Origin of the sequence: Hymenobacter mucosus, assembly GCF_900188255.1 — a bacterium.
Taxonomy (GTDB): Bacteria; Bacteroidota; Bacteroidia; order Cytophagales; family Hymenobacteraceae; genus Hymenobacter; species Hymenobacter mucosus.
In genome coordinates this window covers 77,654-91,385 of the sequence record NZ_FZNS01000009.1, presented here as the reverse complement: position 1 = coordinate 91,385, position 13,732 = coordinate 77,654, and the positions used below count along the sequence as shown (strand labels likewise).

Below are 13,732 nucleotides of genomic sequence, written 5' to 3'. Positions count from 1 at the left end.
ATCGGTACTGGCTACTACGCATAACTTTTTTACAGATAGCCCTCGTTTTCCGCACTGCCCGTAAACACAAAAGGAGTAGTAAGATATACTTACTACTCCTTCACTAGGATGCTTACTTAGCAGTTGGATTCTAGTAATCCTCCCCCTCTTTCTTCTTGAACTCTCCTTTCTTCACTTGGTTAATTAGCTGCAACCAACTGAATGGGTTTAGCAGAGGATTGCTCGTGCGAGGGCTGGGGCCCATACCCATACGTCGAGACTGATCATACTGCTGATTTTGCATGGTTTGGCGGTAATTACCCATGCTAGTTACCGGCAAGTTGTTGAACATACGGCGCATCACCTGCTCATTCAAATTCTCGGCAGCGGCAGAGCCTCGTTCCGTCGGCAGCTTTAAGGCTAAAAATGCTTCTTTGAACTGCTTTTCGGTGGCGTAAGGAAAAATGCGTACTTCGGGCAACACGGTGGCATCCTCACGCAGTGATACGATAACGGAGTAGCTCTGACGCTGATAATCCTCCGGCACAATCACATATTGGTTGCGGTAGCCAAGACTGCGTATCACAATACTGTCGCCGGCTAGCACGGGTAAGGAGAAATATCCATACGCATTGGTAGCAGTACCACGCCCAGCCTTGGGCACGAATACGGCGGCGCCTGGTACGCCCAGCAGGGAGTCGCCGGTGGCTACAATACCAGAGAACTGCACCACGCGGCGTTGTCCTTGGGCATGAGCTGCCGTTGGTTGTAGCAATGCTACTACTACCCCTACCAGTAGGATCGACAGTAAGAAGAAACGAAAACGAACCACAACAGACATACAAAGCATTACAGACTACAAGTATACGGCACTTTCAGGGGGCGCTCACGGGTTTGGTGTAAATTCGGCCCACCGTGCAGCTAGGCCGTTTTCCCAACTCCTCCCTCTAAAGATGCGCCTGAAACACTTTACCGTTGCATTTGGTCAGCAACTATTCAAAGCCTTCGGCGACGAAAGTCGGGTGCGTATCCTCCATTTGCTGTGGCGAAATCAGGAAATGTGCATTTCTGACTTAGAACAGGTGCTGGATTTCACGCAGACCAAAACATCTCGGCAATTATCTTACCTGAAAAATGCGGGCCTAGTGAACTTTCGACGCCTCGACAATTGGGTGTTCTATTACATAAAGGAAGAAGCGCAAGACTTCGTTCATCAGCTACTCGGCTACATGGAACGAGACCAGCAACTGGTTCATGATCAGAAGATCTACCAAACGTTATGGTCGAACCGCGAGCTAGCCGCGTATAAGCTGCAAAATCGTCGCTGGACCGGCGTGCCGGACCTGTAAGTCCGACACGCCCTACCCGGCTTATTTACTGCTCAACGTACGTACCTCTCGTGAAATCAGCTACTTCCTCTATTCGCCTCTTTGTTTGTACGGCTCAAAAAGACGATGTGGGAAAGGACGTTGCCAAGTCCATCAAAGTCGAGTTAAAGAAACAGGGCCTGAAAAGCTTGCTTACGGGAGGCCACAAGCGCAAAGTACAGGTGCAAACCTGTAACTGCCTAGACCTATGTAAGCACTGCAAGAAGGGACCTGGTGCGGCGCTAATTGTTTATCCCGAAGGTACCGTCTACGGCGACGTGAAACCGAAGGACGCAGCAGACATCGTGCGTGAACACGTAGGTGAAGGCCGCGTTGTAGAACGGCTGCGGTTAGCGTAGGGCTGCTACTCACCAGCGCGTCATTGATTGCTCATACCCCGGCTTCATCTCACTACGTAGTATATAGTATCGTCTCCTTTCTCATTGCTTTGCACTTCTTGAAAACCTACCGTCACCTTTTCTTCGACCTTGATCATACGCTTTGGGATTTTGAGGCTAATGCCGATGAAACCCTGCGTCACCTGTATGTACTGCACGACCTAGGACGGTATGGCACTTTCACCGTGGAAGAGTTCATTCGGGTGTACTCCGACATTAATCATGCGCTGTGGCGCCTATACCAAGGGGGCAAAATTGACCAGCGGCAGCTGCGCGAGGTACGCTTTGTGCGTACACTAAGCAAACTAGGGGTGCCTGAGTTGGAGGTGCCAACTACTATTTCTAAGGAGTTTACGGATATTCTGCCCCATAAAACGGCGGTATTTCCTTATACCTACGAGGTGCTCGACTACCTACGGGAGAAAGGATACACGCTGCACTTGATTACGAATGGCTTTAAGGACATTCAGCACATCAAGCTCAACGCGTCCAACCTCATCAATTATTTCCAGGAAGTTGTGACGTCGGAATGTTGCGGACACCTCAAGCCCGATGCCCGCATTTACCAGCACGCCTTGGAACGTAGCGGTGCCCGCGCTTCAGAGAGCTTAATGGTAGGTGATAATCTGGAATGCGATGTATTAGGTGCTTGCAATGCAGGGCTAGACCAAGTGTATTTTAACCCGGAGAAGCGACGTCATTTCGCCCAGACCACCTATGAAATTAGCTGTTTAAGCGAATTGAAGGATATTCTCTAAGTTCCGCTACCTATTAGCGGCCTAGCAAACTAGCTGCTCAGCGTGTTGTGTAATGGCTCACTATTGGCTGGTGAAGTATGGTCTCCGCTTTGCTGGCCGTACCTTTGCCTCCATGATTCGACTAATTGGGTTTTCGGGACGCCGGGGAAGCGGCAAGGATACCATTGCCCGCCTTATGCAGCAGTTCCAACCACAACGACAGTGGCATATCCGCTCAGTGGGCGAGCCAATTAAAGCAGTATGTGCCGCGCTAGCGGGTGAGGGCACTACCCCCTATTATTCTCAGCGCGGCAAGGCGGAGCTGCTACCTAATTTTGGTCGTACGCGTGGGGAGATGCTCCAGCAGGTAGGCCTCGCGTTACGCCAATGGGAGCCCAATATTTGGGTGCAAGCATTCTTCTCCAAGTTACCAAAGGAGCAGTTTACCTTAATTCCAGACGTACGCTTCCCTAATGAAGCCGATCTTATCCGTAGCCGGGGCGGCCTGATGCTGCGCGTGGAAGGCGACCCACTCCGCCAGCGCGGCGACGGCACCCGCGACGATAACCACCCCAGTGAAACTGCCCTCGACGGCTACCCTCACTTCGACCTTACCATCCACAACTCCGGATCCTTGACTGACTTGGAGCGGCAGGTACGGGAGCTAATGGAGCGGCTGTAGGCCCGTTTACAGTAGGGCGCTATATTCCGCTAAGGTTACTGAGGCCCCGGCTGTAACTCAGATGACGGCGTGCCACCCGTCGTGACTAACCGCGGCCAGCCGCCCACGTACTCTAGGCGGTCTAGGAGCATCACGCGGCGGGAGAAACCTTGCTCATCGTCAATAGCGTCGAAGGTAGGTTGCCGAGCGTCGATGGCGTGATAGGCTAGCCAGTCTTGCCCGGCAGCATCCGTCACCACACAATTGTGGCCCGGTGCGCCCCAGTGTTCATTACCTTCCAGCAGCATTGCGTACGGGTCGCCGGAGGCTTCGGCCAGGGTTTCGAAAGGGCCCGTGGCAGTGCGAGAACGGGCTACGAGTACGCCATAGTGGGCATCGGGGCCGCAGCAGTTATTACCGGAGTAAAACAAGTAGTACCACCCACCACGCAGTACCACCCAGCTACCCTCTAAAAGTTGATCATAGCGGCGTGGGTCGCCAGCTCCGGCGGGTTGCACCAGCGTTATTTCCTGGCTATCAGGCGCGAAGGACAGACGGTCTTCGGCTAGCTCCCGCACCCGTAACGGCCCAAAGCCCGAGCCCCAGTACAGCCACCGCTTGCCAGTAGCTGGGTCATCGAACGCCATCGGGTCGATTTCGAGGAAGCCAGTGCCGCATAGTAGCGGGGCACCTACATCTAGGAAGGGTCCTTGGGGAGCGGCCGAAGTAGCCACCGCTAAACACAGGCCCTCGCCTTTATCGGGTTTAGCCGAGTAGTAGAGGTAGTAGAGGCCGTTGTGCTCGCTTACATGGGGTGCCCAGAACTTTTGCGTGGTATGAGCCCATAATGGCTTTTGTGGCAATCCCTCACCCACATATTCCCAACGGACCAAATCTAGGGAGCGTGCTACCTGCAAGTTGATGATGAGGTTGCCGGGTCGTTTGGTTTGCGTACCATAAGCGTAGTAATACCCATCCGCAGCCCGGATAATAGTGGGGTCCGGGAAATCGAAGTCCCAGATGGGATTCTGATAGGTAGGAGCAGTTTCAGTAAGCATTGGAAGGCTAGGCTAGTGGGCGAGCAACTCGTAAGCAAACGTATCTTGAGCGAGTTGGATGCAGTTTCCGGCGGTTGTGTCATGACTATGAATAGTACACTGTACTCATCTATAGCATCCGGCTTGCTTTACTGCTTTCCGGTCAGCTCATCAGGCAATGAAGCTCCGATCTGCCGCTAGCCTGTTAGTAGGGCCAAGAACATACGGCTTCAGCTTTCCTCCTACCTTTGCTCTTCCTCCTTCCACCATCCATGCACTCACAAAACCAGCAACCACTATGGCCAACGGCTTTTTTAACGTACCTACCCCTATCAACGAACCTGTAAAGGGGTATGCTCCTAATTCGCCTGAGCGCACTGAATTGCTCAAGACGCTAAAGGAGCTGAAGCAGCAGGAACGCGATATTCCCATGCACATTGGGGGCCAGGAAGTACGTACCGGCACCACCCACCGTATCTTCCCACCCCACGACCACCAGCACACGCTGGGCTTCTTCCACGAAGGCGACGCCTCGCACGTGCACCAAGCCATTGACGCAGCCTTGGCGGCTCGCCCGGCATGGGCTGAGCTACCGTGGGAGCAGCGCGCCGCTATTTTTCTGAAAGCTGCCGAGCTGCTGGCCGGCCCTTACCGGGCCCGCCTGAATGCGGCTACTATGCTGGGCCAGAGCAAAAACGCTTTTCAGGCAGAAATCGATGCGGCTTGCGAGCTGATTGACTTCTTCCGTTTTAACGTGCACTTCATGCAGGAGCTGTATCACCAGCAGCCCCAGAGCCAGCCCGGCATGTGGAACCGCCTGGAGCACCGCCCCCTGGAAGGCTTCGTGTTTGCCCTTACGCCCTTCAACTTCACTTCCATTGCTGGCAACCTGCCTACTGCCGTGGCTATGATGGGCAACGTAGTTGTGTGGAAGCCGGCGTACACGCAAATTTACTCAGCCCAGGTGCTGATGGAGCTTTTCAAGGAAGCTGGCTTGCCCGACGGCGTCATCAACCTGATTTATGTGGATGGTCCGGTAGCGGGCGAGGTTATCTTCCAGCACCGCGACTTCGCCGGGATTCACTTTACTGGCTCTACGGGAGTGTTCCAGAACATCTGGCAGACCATTGGGCAGAACATCAAGCGCTACAAGAGCTACCCGCGCATCGTAGGTGAGACGGGCGGCAAAGACTTTATTCTGGCTCACCCTTCGGCCCATGCCAAAGCAGTAGCTACCGCTATTACTCGGGGAGCATTTGAGTATCAGGGTCAGAAGTGCTCGGCAGCCTCTCGCATCTACCTGCCCTCTAACTTGGCCGACGAAATTCTGGGGTACGTGAAGCAAGACCTCGCTACCTTCAAAATGGGTGACGTGGAAGACTTCTCGAACTTCGTCAACGCTGTTATCAGCGAAACGTCTTTCGACAAGCTGGCCAAGTACATCGACGGTGCCAAGGCCGACAACAATGCTGAAATTGTAGCGGGCGGTGGCTACGATAAGTCGAAAGGTTACTTCATTGAACCCACGGTTATTGTAACCAAGGACCCCAAGTACACTACCATGTGCGACGAGCTGTTTGGCCCGGTGGTAACGGTGTACATCTACGACGAAGCTCAGTTTGAGCAGACCCTGGAGGTAGTAGACTCTACTTCGCCCTACGCTCTCACCGGTGCTATCTTCTCGCAGGACCGCTACGCCGTTGAGTTGGCCTCAAAGAAGTTGGTGCAGGCCGCAGGTAACTTCTACATCAACGACAAGCCTACCGGTGCGGTAGTAGGTCAGCAGCCCTTCGGTGGTGCGCGCGCTTCTGGCACCAACGACAAGGCTGGCTCTTTGCTGAATCTGTTGCGTTGGGTATCTCCGCGGGCTATTAAGGAAACCTTCGTGCCACCCGTAGATTACCGCTACCCTTTTATGGGCGTAGAAACTGGTGAAAACTTGAACGTGACTGGCCAGGGAGGATTCTAGCCTAGCTTGCTACCATTGACAGAAAAACAAAGGCCCTTTCAGATGCTGAAAGGGCCTTTGTTTTTCTGTCAATGGTAGCTCAAAACCAGTATTGCATGAGGGTTCAGAGCGGTGCGTTACGGCCCGCAAGTGATTCTTGCGCACGCCATAGAAAACAATGGTTACTCAGAAACTTTGCTAGCTGCTGTAGATAGACACTTCACACTGGCTTTCAGTGACTATAGAGATAGTACTTATTCTATACTGGCCCATAGTTAACCTTCCGTTGCAGGGCACGGCGTTGACCTTGATTTCCCATTTGTTCAGCCCACATTTCGTGATACCTTTGCTAGGCACGCTGTTTTTAAATAGCTCATTCCTACCGACACGTATGCTTCTTGCTGTCCCAACCCAATATCAACCTGCTGATTTTCTGCCTATTGTAGTGCAGTTTATCTTAGCCGTTGCCTTCGTTGCTTTTTCCATGGTAGCATCGCACTTGCTGGGCCCGCGCCGCAAGAGCCGCGTGAAGGATGAGGCCTTTGAGTGCGGTATCGAATCGGTGGGCAATGCGCGCACACCTATTTCGGTTAAGTACTTCCTCACCGCCATTCTATTTGTGCTTTTTGACGTGGAGGTTATCTTCATGTATCCGTGGGCGGTAAACTTCCGGGCCCTGGGCTCCACTGGCTTTATTCAGATGATTGTGTTTCTGGCCCTGCTAATGGCGGGTTTTGCCTACGTCATCAAGAAGGGAGTTTTACGCTGGAACGAGGCACGCTAGGGCAACCTTTGCAACGCAGCTTGTGTTGCCCCTATGAAGCCCTTAGCTTCTTCTCAACTGACTGACCATCATGGAAAATAGAGCTCCTGAAATCAAAATGGTAGACGCCCCGGAGGGTATGGAAGGCGCTGGCTTTTTCGCTACCTCCCTGGAGAAAGTAGTAGGCATTGCCCGCGCCAACTCACTCTGGCCCCTACCCTTTGCTACTTCCTGCTGCGGCATCGAGTTCATGGCTACCATGGGCGCCCGCTACGATATCTCCCGCTTTGGCTCAGAGCGGCCTTCGTTCTCGCCCCGGCAGGCCGACCTGCTGATGGTAATGGGCACCATTGCCAAGAAAATGGCTCCCATTGTAAAGCAAGTGTATGAGCAAATGGCTGAACCCCGCTGGGTGCTCGCCATGGGTGCCTGCGCCTGTTCGGGTGGCATCTTCGATACGTACTCTGTGCTCCAGGGCATTGACCGCATCATTCCTGTAGACGTGTATATCCCGGGCTGTCCTCCCCGCCCCGAGCAAGTGCTCGACGGTTTGATGCGCATTCAGGATCTAGCAAAAAACGAGTCGTTCCGCCGACGCAATTCACCCGAGTATCAAGCCTTGCTGGCTTCTTATAACATCAAGTAAGGACCAGAAGCTAGCTGCCGGGAAGCTACCCTTGGTTGCTTCCCGGCAGCTAGCTTCCTGCTTCTGTCTTCTCGCTTCTCCCTGAAAGAATGGCTGACCAAAACGAAGAATCCCCGGCTGCTCAAGAAACCGCCGCTGCTCAAGACCCCGCGACGCAGAAAAATGCGCAGCTCCTGTCTTTGCTGCATCGTTTGTTCGGTGAGGATGCCTTCACTGATGTTGAAGAGCCCTACGGCTTGCTTACGGCCACTACTACCCGGGAGCGAATTCACGATATCCTTGCTGGTCTGCAGCAAGACCAAGAGTTACAAGTAAACTTCCTGACCACCATGTGCGGAATACACTTCCCCGACAAGGAAGGCCAGGAGCTAGGGATAGTGTATCACCTGCACAGTTTAGTACACAATGTGCGGCTGCGGTTAAAGATTTTCTTCCCGCTGGCTGATCCCGTTGTGCCCACTATGACGGACTTGTACGCTACAGCCAACTGGATGGAGCGCGAAGCCTATGATTTCTACGGCATCATCTTCCCCGGCCACCCCAATCTCATCCGCATTCTTAATGTGGAAGACCTGGACTATCACCCCATGCGCAAGGAGTACGCATTGGAAGATGGTACCCGCGAAGACAAAACTGATTTATTCTTCGGCCGCTAGGCCCCTGATACCTTATCATGGCAGTAAACGACACGCTGGAAGGCACTCATAAAATTATTGAAGAAGCCCGGGAACAGCAGAACCCTCTTGCGCCTTCCGTAAACGACTTCAATCAAGAGCTGACAACTCTTAACCTGGGTCCTACCCACCCCGCTACTCACGGCATCTTCCAGAACATTCTGCAGATGGACGGGGAGCGGATTATCTCGGGGGTGCCTACTATCGGTTATATCCACCGGGCCTTCGAGAAGATTGCGGAGCGGCGCCCCTTCTATCAGATTACGCCTCTCACTGACCGGATGAACTATTGTTCGTCGCCCATCAACAACATGGGCTGGCATATGACGGTGGAGAAACTGCTCGGGGTAGAAGTACCCAAACGCGCTCAGTATATGCGCGTGATTCTAATGGAGCTAGCTCGCATTTCGGACCACCTGATTTGCAACGGTATCTTGGGGGTAGACACGGGAGCCTTCACTGGCTTCCTCTACCTGATGGATGAGCGGGAAAAGATCTATGAAATCTACGAGGAAGTAAGCGGTGCCCGCCTCACCACCAATATGGGCCGCGTGGGTGGTATGGAGCGCGACTTTACCGACGTAGCTATTCAGAAGCTGCGCAAGTGGCTAAAGGAGTTTCCGGCGGTTATGACCGAGTTCGAGAAGATGTTCAACCGCAACCGCATCTTTATGGACCGGGTGGTTGACGTAGGAGGCATTTCGGCAGAGCGGGCGTTGAACTACGGCTTCACGGGCCCCAACCTGCGGGCCGCGGGCGTCGATTACGATGTGCGAGTAATGAATCCGTATTCTAGCTACCAGGACTTCGAGTTTGAAATTCCTATTGGCACTAAGGGCGACACGTACGATCGGTTCATGGTGCGGAATGAGGAAATCTGGCAGAGCTTGCGCATTATCAACCAAGCACTCGAAAACCTACCGCAGGGCCCCTACCACGCCGATGCCCCCCACTACTACTTGCCGCCCAAGCAAGCCGTGTACAAAAACATGGAAGCTCTTATCTATCACTTCAAGATAGTGATGGGAGAAATAGAGGCTCCTGTGGGCGAAGTATACCACTCCGTGGAAGGTGGCAACGGTGAGCTAGGGTTTTACTTAGTGTCGGACGGCGGACGCACCCCGTACCGCCTGCACTTCCGTCGCCCCTGCTTTATCTACTACCAGGCCTACACCGAAATGGTAACTGGCCAAACGCTCTCCGACGCCATTGTGACGCTGTCGTCAATGAACGTAATTGCCGGTGAGCTAGACGCGTAGTTTTTTGCTGAATTTGACCGATATGGAGACGATTACTGTCAAGCCGCAATTTTCCGAAGCTGCCCAAGCTGAAATCAAACGTCTGCTCACTCACTACCCCGACGACCGTCGCAAGTCTGCGCTGTTGCCCGTGCTACACATTGCTCAAGCTGAGTTTGGTGGCTGGGTAAGTCCCGAGGTGCAAGATTTAGTAGCGGAAACGCTCGGATTGAAGCCCATTGAAGTGTACGAGGTTTCTTCCTTCTACACCATGTTCAACCTGAAGCCGGTGGGCAAGCACGTACTGGAAATTTGTCGTACTGGCCCATGCATGCTGCGTGGCTCCGACGAATTGACAGCGCATCTGGAGCGCATTACGGGCGCTAAAGTAGGTGGCCCTGCTTCTGCCGATGGGTTATTTACCCTAAAAGAGGTAGAGTGCCTAGCAGCCTGTGGTTTTGCTCCCATCGTGCAGGTGCGCGAGAAGTACTACGAGCGGCTTGATACGCCTGAGGCAGTAGATGCAATGCTCACGGAGCTACGCAACCAAGTGCACCGCCCAGCTTTGCCCTGGGAAGAAACTGGCCTCCCAAACGCACTGGCCAACAACTAACGTCTTTCAGCTTACCGCTCTGAACCTATGGGACGCAAACTGCTGACCGAACATATTAACGTTGAAGGCATTAATACCTTTGAGGTGTACCGCAAACATGGTGGTTACCGCTCGGTAGAGAAAGCGCTGAAAACAATGACCCCCGATGAGGTGGTGGAGGAAGTAAAGAAATCGGGCCTGCGGGGCCGAGGGGGTGCTGGCTTCCCTACTGGCATGAAGTGGAGCTTCTTGGCTAAGCCCGAAGGAGTACCACGCTACCTCGTCTGCAATGCAGATGAGTCAGAGCCAGGCACCTTCAAGGACCGACAGCTGATGTCAAAGCTCCCACACTTACTCGTAGAAGGTATGATTACGAGTTCGTATGCTTTGGGTGCTAACACCTCGTACATCTACATTCGAGGTGAGCTTTTGTATGTGCTGCGTATCTTGGAGAAGGCCATTGCAGAAGCTTATGCAAACGGCTTCCTGGGTAAAAACATCCTAGGCTCCGGCTACGACCTCGATTTGCATGTGCATCCTGGTGGTGGTGCCTATATCTGTGGCGAAGAAACAGCCCTGCTAGAATCGTTAGAAGGCAAGCGAGGAAACCCGCGCAACAAGCCTCCATTTCCGGCGGTGCAAGGGCTATACGCCCGTCCTACAGTAGTCAACAATGTTGAGTCTATTGCGGCTGTTGTGCCCATTATCAACGAGGGCGGCGACGAATACGCGAAGCTTGGAGTGGGCAAGAGCACAGGTACCAAGCTTATTTCTGCTTGCGGCCACCTCAACAAGCCTGGCATCTACGAAATTGAGCTAGGGGTGCCCGTAGAAGAATTCATCTATTCTGATGAGTACTGCGGCGGCATCTGGAAGGGCCGGGAACTGAAAGCGGTAGTAGCCGGGGGATCGTCAGTACCCATACTGCCGAAAGAACTGATTCTGAAAACGGCAGCCGGTGAAAACCGTCTCATGACGTATGAGTCGCTTTCTGATGGAGGTTTCGTAACGGGTACTATGCTGGGTTCAGGTGGCTTCATTGCTATGGACGAAACCACTTGCATTGTGCGCAACACATGGAATTTCAGCCGCTTCTACCATCACGAGTCCTGCGGCCAATGTTCGCCCTGCCGTGAAGGCACCGGCTGGCTTGAAAAGGTGCTGCACCGTTTGGAGCATGGTCACGGTCATATGGAAGACATTGACTTACTCGTGAGTGTAGCCAAACAAATAGAGGGAAATACCATCTGCCCACTTGGAGAAGCAGCTGCGTGGCCCGTTGCGGCGGCCGTGCGCCACTTCCGCCACGAGTTTGAGTGGCACGTGACCAACGCCAAGGAAGCCGCGCAACCCGGTGCGGTGTACCGGGCCAATGGGGTACTGGTTTAATCATCTGACACTTGACTTTCTTCTTCCTTTCCGGAAGCTTTGAATAATGGCTAAAATAACTTTTGATGGCGTCGAGGTAGAAGTTCCGGACGGAACTACCATCCTCAATGCAGCCCGCCAAATCGGTGGCAGCATTGTGCCCCCAGCCATGTGCTATTACACCCCGCTGAAGGGCTCAGGTGGCAAGTGCCGGGCCTGCTTGGTGCGCGTAGCCGCTGGCTCGGCCAAGGACCCGCGCCCCATGCCAAAGCTGGTAGCCTCGTGCGTAACCCCGGTGCAAGACGGAATGATAGTAGAAAATACTACGTCTGAGCAGGTACTAAACGTGCGCAAGGGCATCGTGGAGATGCTACTCATCAACCACCCCCTAGACTGCCCAGTGTGCGACCAGGCAGGCGAGTGTGACCTTCAGAACTTTGCGTTCGAGCATGGAGTAAGCACCACACGCTATCAGGAGGAGCGGCGTACCTTCGAGAAAATCGACATTGGCCCCCTGATTCAGCTGCATATGACGCGCTGTATCTTATGCTACCGTTGCGTATATACGGCCAACCAGATTACGGATAACCGCGTGCATGGCGTGCTGGGCCGCGGCGACGCAGCCGAAATTGGCACGTACATCGAGAACATTATTGATAATGACTTCTCTGGTAATGTCATTGACGTGTGCCCCGTGGGTGCTCTTACCGATAAAACGTTCCGGTTCAAGTCGCGGGTGTGGTTTACCAAGCCGGTAAATGCCCACCGCGACTGTCCTAAGTGCTCTGGCAACGTTGTGCTGTGGTATAAAGGCAAGGAAGTTCTACGCACTACAGCTCGTAAAGACCAATACGGCGAGGTGAAAGAGTGGATTTGCAACGAGTGCCGCTTTGAGAAGAAGGATACCTCAGACTGGACCATTGAGGGGCCAGCGCATATTGAGCGTTCTTCGGTTATCTCGGCCAACCACTACGAGCTACCAGTGCTAAACCAGTCGGTTGTGGCAGATTTGCCAGAAAGCACCCAGCGTGAGTTGGCCCAGAACCCTCCCTTGAAACTCGGTAGCTAATCCTTAGTGCTAGGCGGAGCTTGCTATCTAGCCTAGCGTCATACGCAACAGTCATTCATCGTCAGTAAGTACGCTGCTTTGAGTAGTTCTACCCAACAGACGTACCCTAGCTATCAACCACCCAATGATTGAACTACCCGCACTAGGCTGGCAATCCATCGTCATCTTCGTTGTCTTCGCACTGTCGTTGCTAATTGCGACATACTGCACGTACGCTGAACGTGTAATTGCTGCCTTCCTGCAAGACCGTGTAGGCCCCGACCGGGCCGGACCTTTCGGTTTATTACAGCCTCTGGCCGATGCTGTTAAGATGTTCACCAAGGAAGAGTTCTTTCCCGGTGGCGCCAACAAGGCCTTGTTCATCTTTGGGCCTTGCTTAGCTATGATTACGGCCCTTATGTCGTCGGCCGTAATTCCATTTGGTAATAACCTGAGCTTTGGCAATAATGCCTTCTTCCTGCAAGGAATTGAGGTGAACGTTGGGATGCTGTGGGTATTCGGCGTAGTGTCATTGGGCGTATACGGCGTAATGATCGGGGGCTGGGCGTCAAACAATAAGTTCTCCTTGCTGGGCGCTATCCGAGCTGCCTCCCAAAACATCAGCTACGAACTAGCCATGGGCATGTCCCTGATTGCCGTGCTGATGATATCGGAAACCCTGAGCTTACGCACTATCACCCTACAGCAGTCTGTAGCTGGCGAGTGGCATTTCTGGAATATTGTAAAGCAGCCTCTTGGCTTTATAATCTTCTGCGTGTGCGCCTTTGCTGAAACCAACCGCACGCCCTTCGACTTGCCAGAGTGCGAAACCGAACTAGTGGGCGGCTACCACACCGAGTACTCATCCATGAAGCTGGGGCTGTACCTATTCGCGGAGTACATCAATATTTTCGTGGCTTCGGCCGTGATGAGCGTGCTGTACTTCGGTGGCTTTAACTTTCCTTTCCAGTACGAGCTGCGAAGCTGGTTGGTAGAAAACCACGACTGGACCTTAGCAGCCGCCCAGAACCTGATTACAGTGCTGGGCACGGTAGGCCTATTTCTGAAGATTTTTGCCTTCATTTTCTTCTTCATGTGGGTGCGCTGGACCTTGCCACGTTTCCGCTACGATCAACTCATGCGTCTGGGCTGGACTATTCTCATTCCTCTTGCGGTTGTGAATATCCTAATCACCGGCGGCCTCATCCTACTTGGGGTAATCAAGTAACCATCCCTCCTACCTCGCCTTTCCGGCCATATAGCGCAAAGGCACCTG

Annotated in this window: 15 protein-coding genes; 13 read left to right on the top strand and 2 right to left on the bottom strand. The window is 53.4% G+C overall.

Annotated features, from left to right (window positions below):
• Nucleotides 1–130: 130 nt before the first annotated feature.
• On the bottom strand, nt 131–820 hold the full coding sequence (locus CHB83_RS18195; RefSeq protein ID WP_045687912.1) for a carboxypeptidase-like regulatory domain-containing protein: 690 nt from the start codon (nt 818–820) through the stop codon (nt 131–133).
• Nucleotides 821–932: 112 nt separating this feature from the next.
• Between CHB83_RS18195 and CHB83_RS18190 the strand changes: the two genes are divergently transcribed.
• The 4 genes from CHB83_RS18190 (at nt 933) to CHB83_RS18175 (ending at nt 3,163) form a co-directional block, all read left to right on the top strand.
• Nucleotides 933–1,328, top strand: a complete 396-nt coding sequence (locus tag CHB83_RS18190; RefSeq protein ID WP_045687913.1) for an ArsR/SmtB family transcription factor — start codon at nt 933–935, stop codon at nt 1,326–1,328.
• A gap of 50 nt (nt 1,329–1,378) precedes the next feature.
• The gene (locus tag CHB83_RS18185; protein ID WP_089333636.1) at nt 1,379–1,705 is read left to right on the top strand and encodes a (2Fe-2S) ferredoxin domain-containing protein; all 327 of its coding nucleotides are present in this window, start codon (nt 1,379–1,381) and stop codon (nt 1,703–1,705) included.
• A 98-nt stretch (nt 1,706–1,803) separates the two neighbouring features.
• A complete protein-coding gene (locus tag CHB83_RS18180) occupies nt 1,804–2,502 on the top strand; it encodes a YjjG family noncanonical pyrimidine nucleotidase (protein ID WP_089333679.1) in 699 nt (232 codons plus the stop codon).
• 52 nt (nt 2,503–2,554) lie between these two features.
• Entirely contained in the window at nt 2,555–3,163 is a 609-nt protein-coding gene (locus CHB83_RS18175) for a hypothetical protein (RefSeq protein ID WP_089333635.1), read from the top strand.
• 35 nt (nt 3,164–3,198) lie between these two features.
• Here CHB83_RS18175 and CHB83_RS18170 read toward each other — a convergent pair whose 3' ends face one another.
• The gene (locus CHB83_RS18170) at nt 3,199–4,200 is read right to left on the bottom strand and encodes a glycoside hydrolase family 43 protein (protein ID WP_045687914.1); all 1,002 of its coding nucleotides are present in this window, start codon (nt 4,198–4,200) and stop codon (nt 3,199–3,201) included.
• A 277-nt stretch (nt 4,201–4,477) separates the two neighbouring features.
• Here CHB83_RS18170 and pruA point away from each other — a divergent pair, with 277 nt between their 5' ends.
• The 9 genes from pruA (at nt 4,478) to nuoH (ending at nt 13,684) form a co-directional block, all read left to right on the top strand.
• On the top strand, nt 4,478–6,148 hold the full coding sequence (pruA, locus tag CHB83_RS18165; protein ID WP_089333634.1) for an L-glutamate gamma-semialdehyde dehydrogenase: 1,671 nt from the start codon (nt 4,478–4,480) through the stop codon (nt 6,146–6,148).
• 370 nt (nt 6,149–6,518) lie between these two features.
• Complete coding sequence (locus CHB83_RS18160; RefSeq protein ID WP_089333633.1) at nt 6,519–6,911, top strand: NADH-quinone oxidoreductase subunit A; 393 nt, start codon at nt 6,519–6,521, stop codon at nt 6,909–6,911.
• A gap of 70 nt (nt 6,912–6,981) precedes the next feature.
• Nucleotides 6,982–7,536: an NADH-quinone oxidoreductase subunit B gene (locus tag CHB83_RS18155; RefSeq protein ID WP_045687915.1), complete on the top strand. Its 555-nt coding sequence runs from the start codon at nt 6,982–6,984 to the stop codon at nt 7,534–7,536.
• An 89-nt stretch (nt 7,537–7,625) separates the two neighbouring features.
• Nucleotides 7,626–8,192 carry an NADH-quinone oxidoreductase subunit C gene (locus CHB83_RS18150; RefSeq protein ID WP_089333632.1) on the top strand — a complete coding sequence of 189 codons (567 nt, stop codon included), beginning with the start codon at nt 7,626–7,628 and terminating at the stop codon, nt 8,190–8,192.
• A gap of 17 nt (nt 8,193–8,209) precedes the next feature.
• Nucleotides 8,210–9,469, top strand: a complete 1,260-nt coding sequence (locus tag CHB83_RS18145; protein ID WP_089333631.1) for an NADH-quinone oxidoreductase subunit D — start codon at nt 8,210–8,212, stop codon at nt 9,467–9,469.
• 22 nt (nt 9,470–9,491) lie between these two features.
• Nucleotides 9,492–10,061: an NADH-quinone oxidoreductase subunit NuoE family protein gene (locus tag CHB83_RS18140; RefSeq protein ID WP_045687916.1), complete on the top strand. Its 570-nt coding sequence runs from the start codon at nt 9,492–9,494 to the stop codon at nt 10,059–10,061.
• 27 nt (nt 10,062–10,088) lie between these two features.
• Nucleotides 10,089–11,429 carry an NADH-quinone oxidoreductase subunit NuoF gene (gene nuoF, locus CHB83_RS18135; protein ID WP_045687917.1) on the top strand — a complete coding sequence of 447 codons (1,341 nt, stop codon included), beginning with the start codon at nt 10,089–10,091 and terminating at the stop codon, nt 11,427–11,429.
• 46 nt (nt 11,430–11,475) lie between these two features.
• Nucleotides 11,476–12,477 (top strand): 2Fe-2S iron-sulfur cluster-binding protein, encoded by a 1,002-nt coding sequence (locus CHB83_RS18130; RefSeq protein WP_089333630.1) that lies wholly within the window; start codon nt 11,476–11,478, stop codon nt 12,475–12,477.
• Nucleotides 12,478–12,604: 127 nt separating this feature from the next.
• Nucleotides 12,605–13,684: an NADH-quinone oxidoreductase subunit NuoH gene (gene nuoH / locus CHB83_RS18125; RefSeq protein WP_045687945.1), complete on the top strand. Its 1,080-nt coding sequence runs from the start codon at nt 12,605–12,607 to the stop codon at nt 13,682–13,684.
• Nucleotides 13,685–13,732: the final 48 nt, after the last annotated feature.

Coding starts and splice junctions, on each gene's coding strand:
- CHB83_RS18195 (WP_045687912.1), bottom strand. CDS start 820: ATGTCTGTTGTGGTTCGTTTTCGTTTCTTCTTACTGTCGATCCTACTG.
- CHB83_RS18190 (WP_045687913.1), top strand. CDS start 933: ATGCGCCTGAAACACTTTACCGTTGCATTTGGTCAGCAACTATTCAAA.
- CHB83_RS18175 (WP_089333635.1), top strand. CDS start 2,555: ATGGCTCACTATTGGCTGGTGAAGTATGGTCTCCGCTTTGCTGGCCGT.
- CHB83_RS18170 (WP_045687914.1), bottom strand. CDS start 4,200: ATGCTTACTGAAACTGCTCCTACCTATCAGAATCCCATCTGGGACTTC.
- pruA (WP_089333634.1), top strand. CDS start 4,478: ATGGCCAACGGCTTTTTTAACGTACCTACCCCTATCAACGAACCTGTA.
- CHB83_RS18160 (WP_089333633.1), top strand. CDS start 6,519: ATGCTTCTTGCTGTCCCAACCCAATATCAACCTGCTGATTTTCTGCCT.
- CHB83_RS18155 (WP_045687915.1), top strand. CDS start 6,982: ATGGAAAATAGAGCTCCTGAAATCAAAATGGTAGACGCCCCGGAGGGT.
- CHB83_RS18150 (WP_089333632.1), top strand. CDS start 7,626: ATGGCTGACCAAAACGAAGAATCCCCGGCTGCTCAAGAAACCGCCGCT.
- CHB83_RS18145 (WP_089333631.1), top strand. CDS start 8,210: ATGGCAGTAAACGACACGCTGGAAGGCACTCATAAAATTATTGAAGAA.
- CHB83_RS18140 (WP_045687916.1), top strand. CDS start 9,492: ATGGAGACGATTACTGTCAAGCCGCAATTTTCCGAAGCTGCCCAAGCT.
- nuoF (WP_045687917.1), top strand. CDS start 10,089: ATGGGACGCAAACTGCTGACCGAACATATTAACGTTGAAGGCATTAAT.
- CHB83_RS18130 (WP_089333630.1), top strand. CDS start 11,476: ATGGCTAAAATAACTTTTGATGGCGTCGAGGTAGAAGTTCCGGACGGA.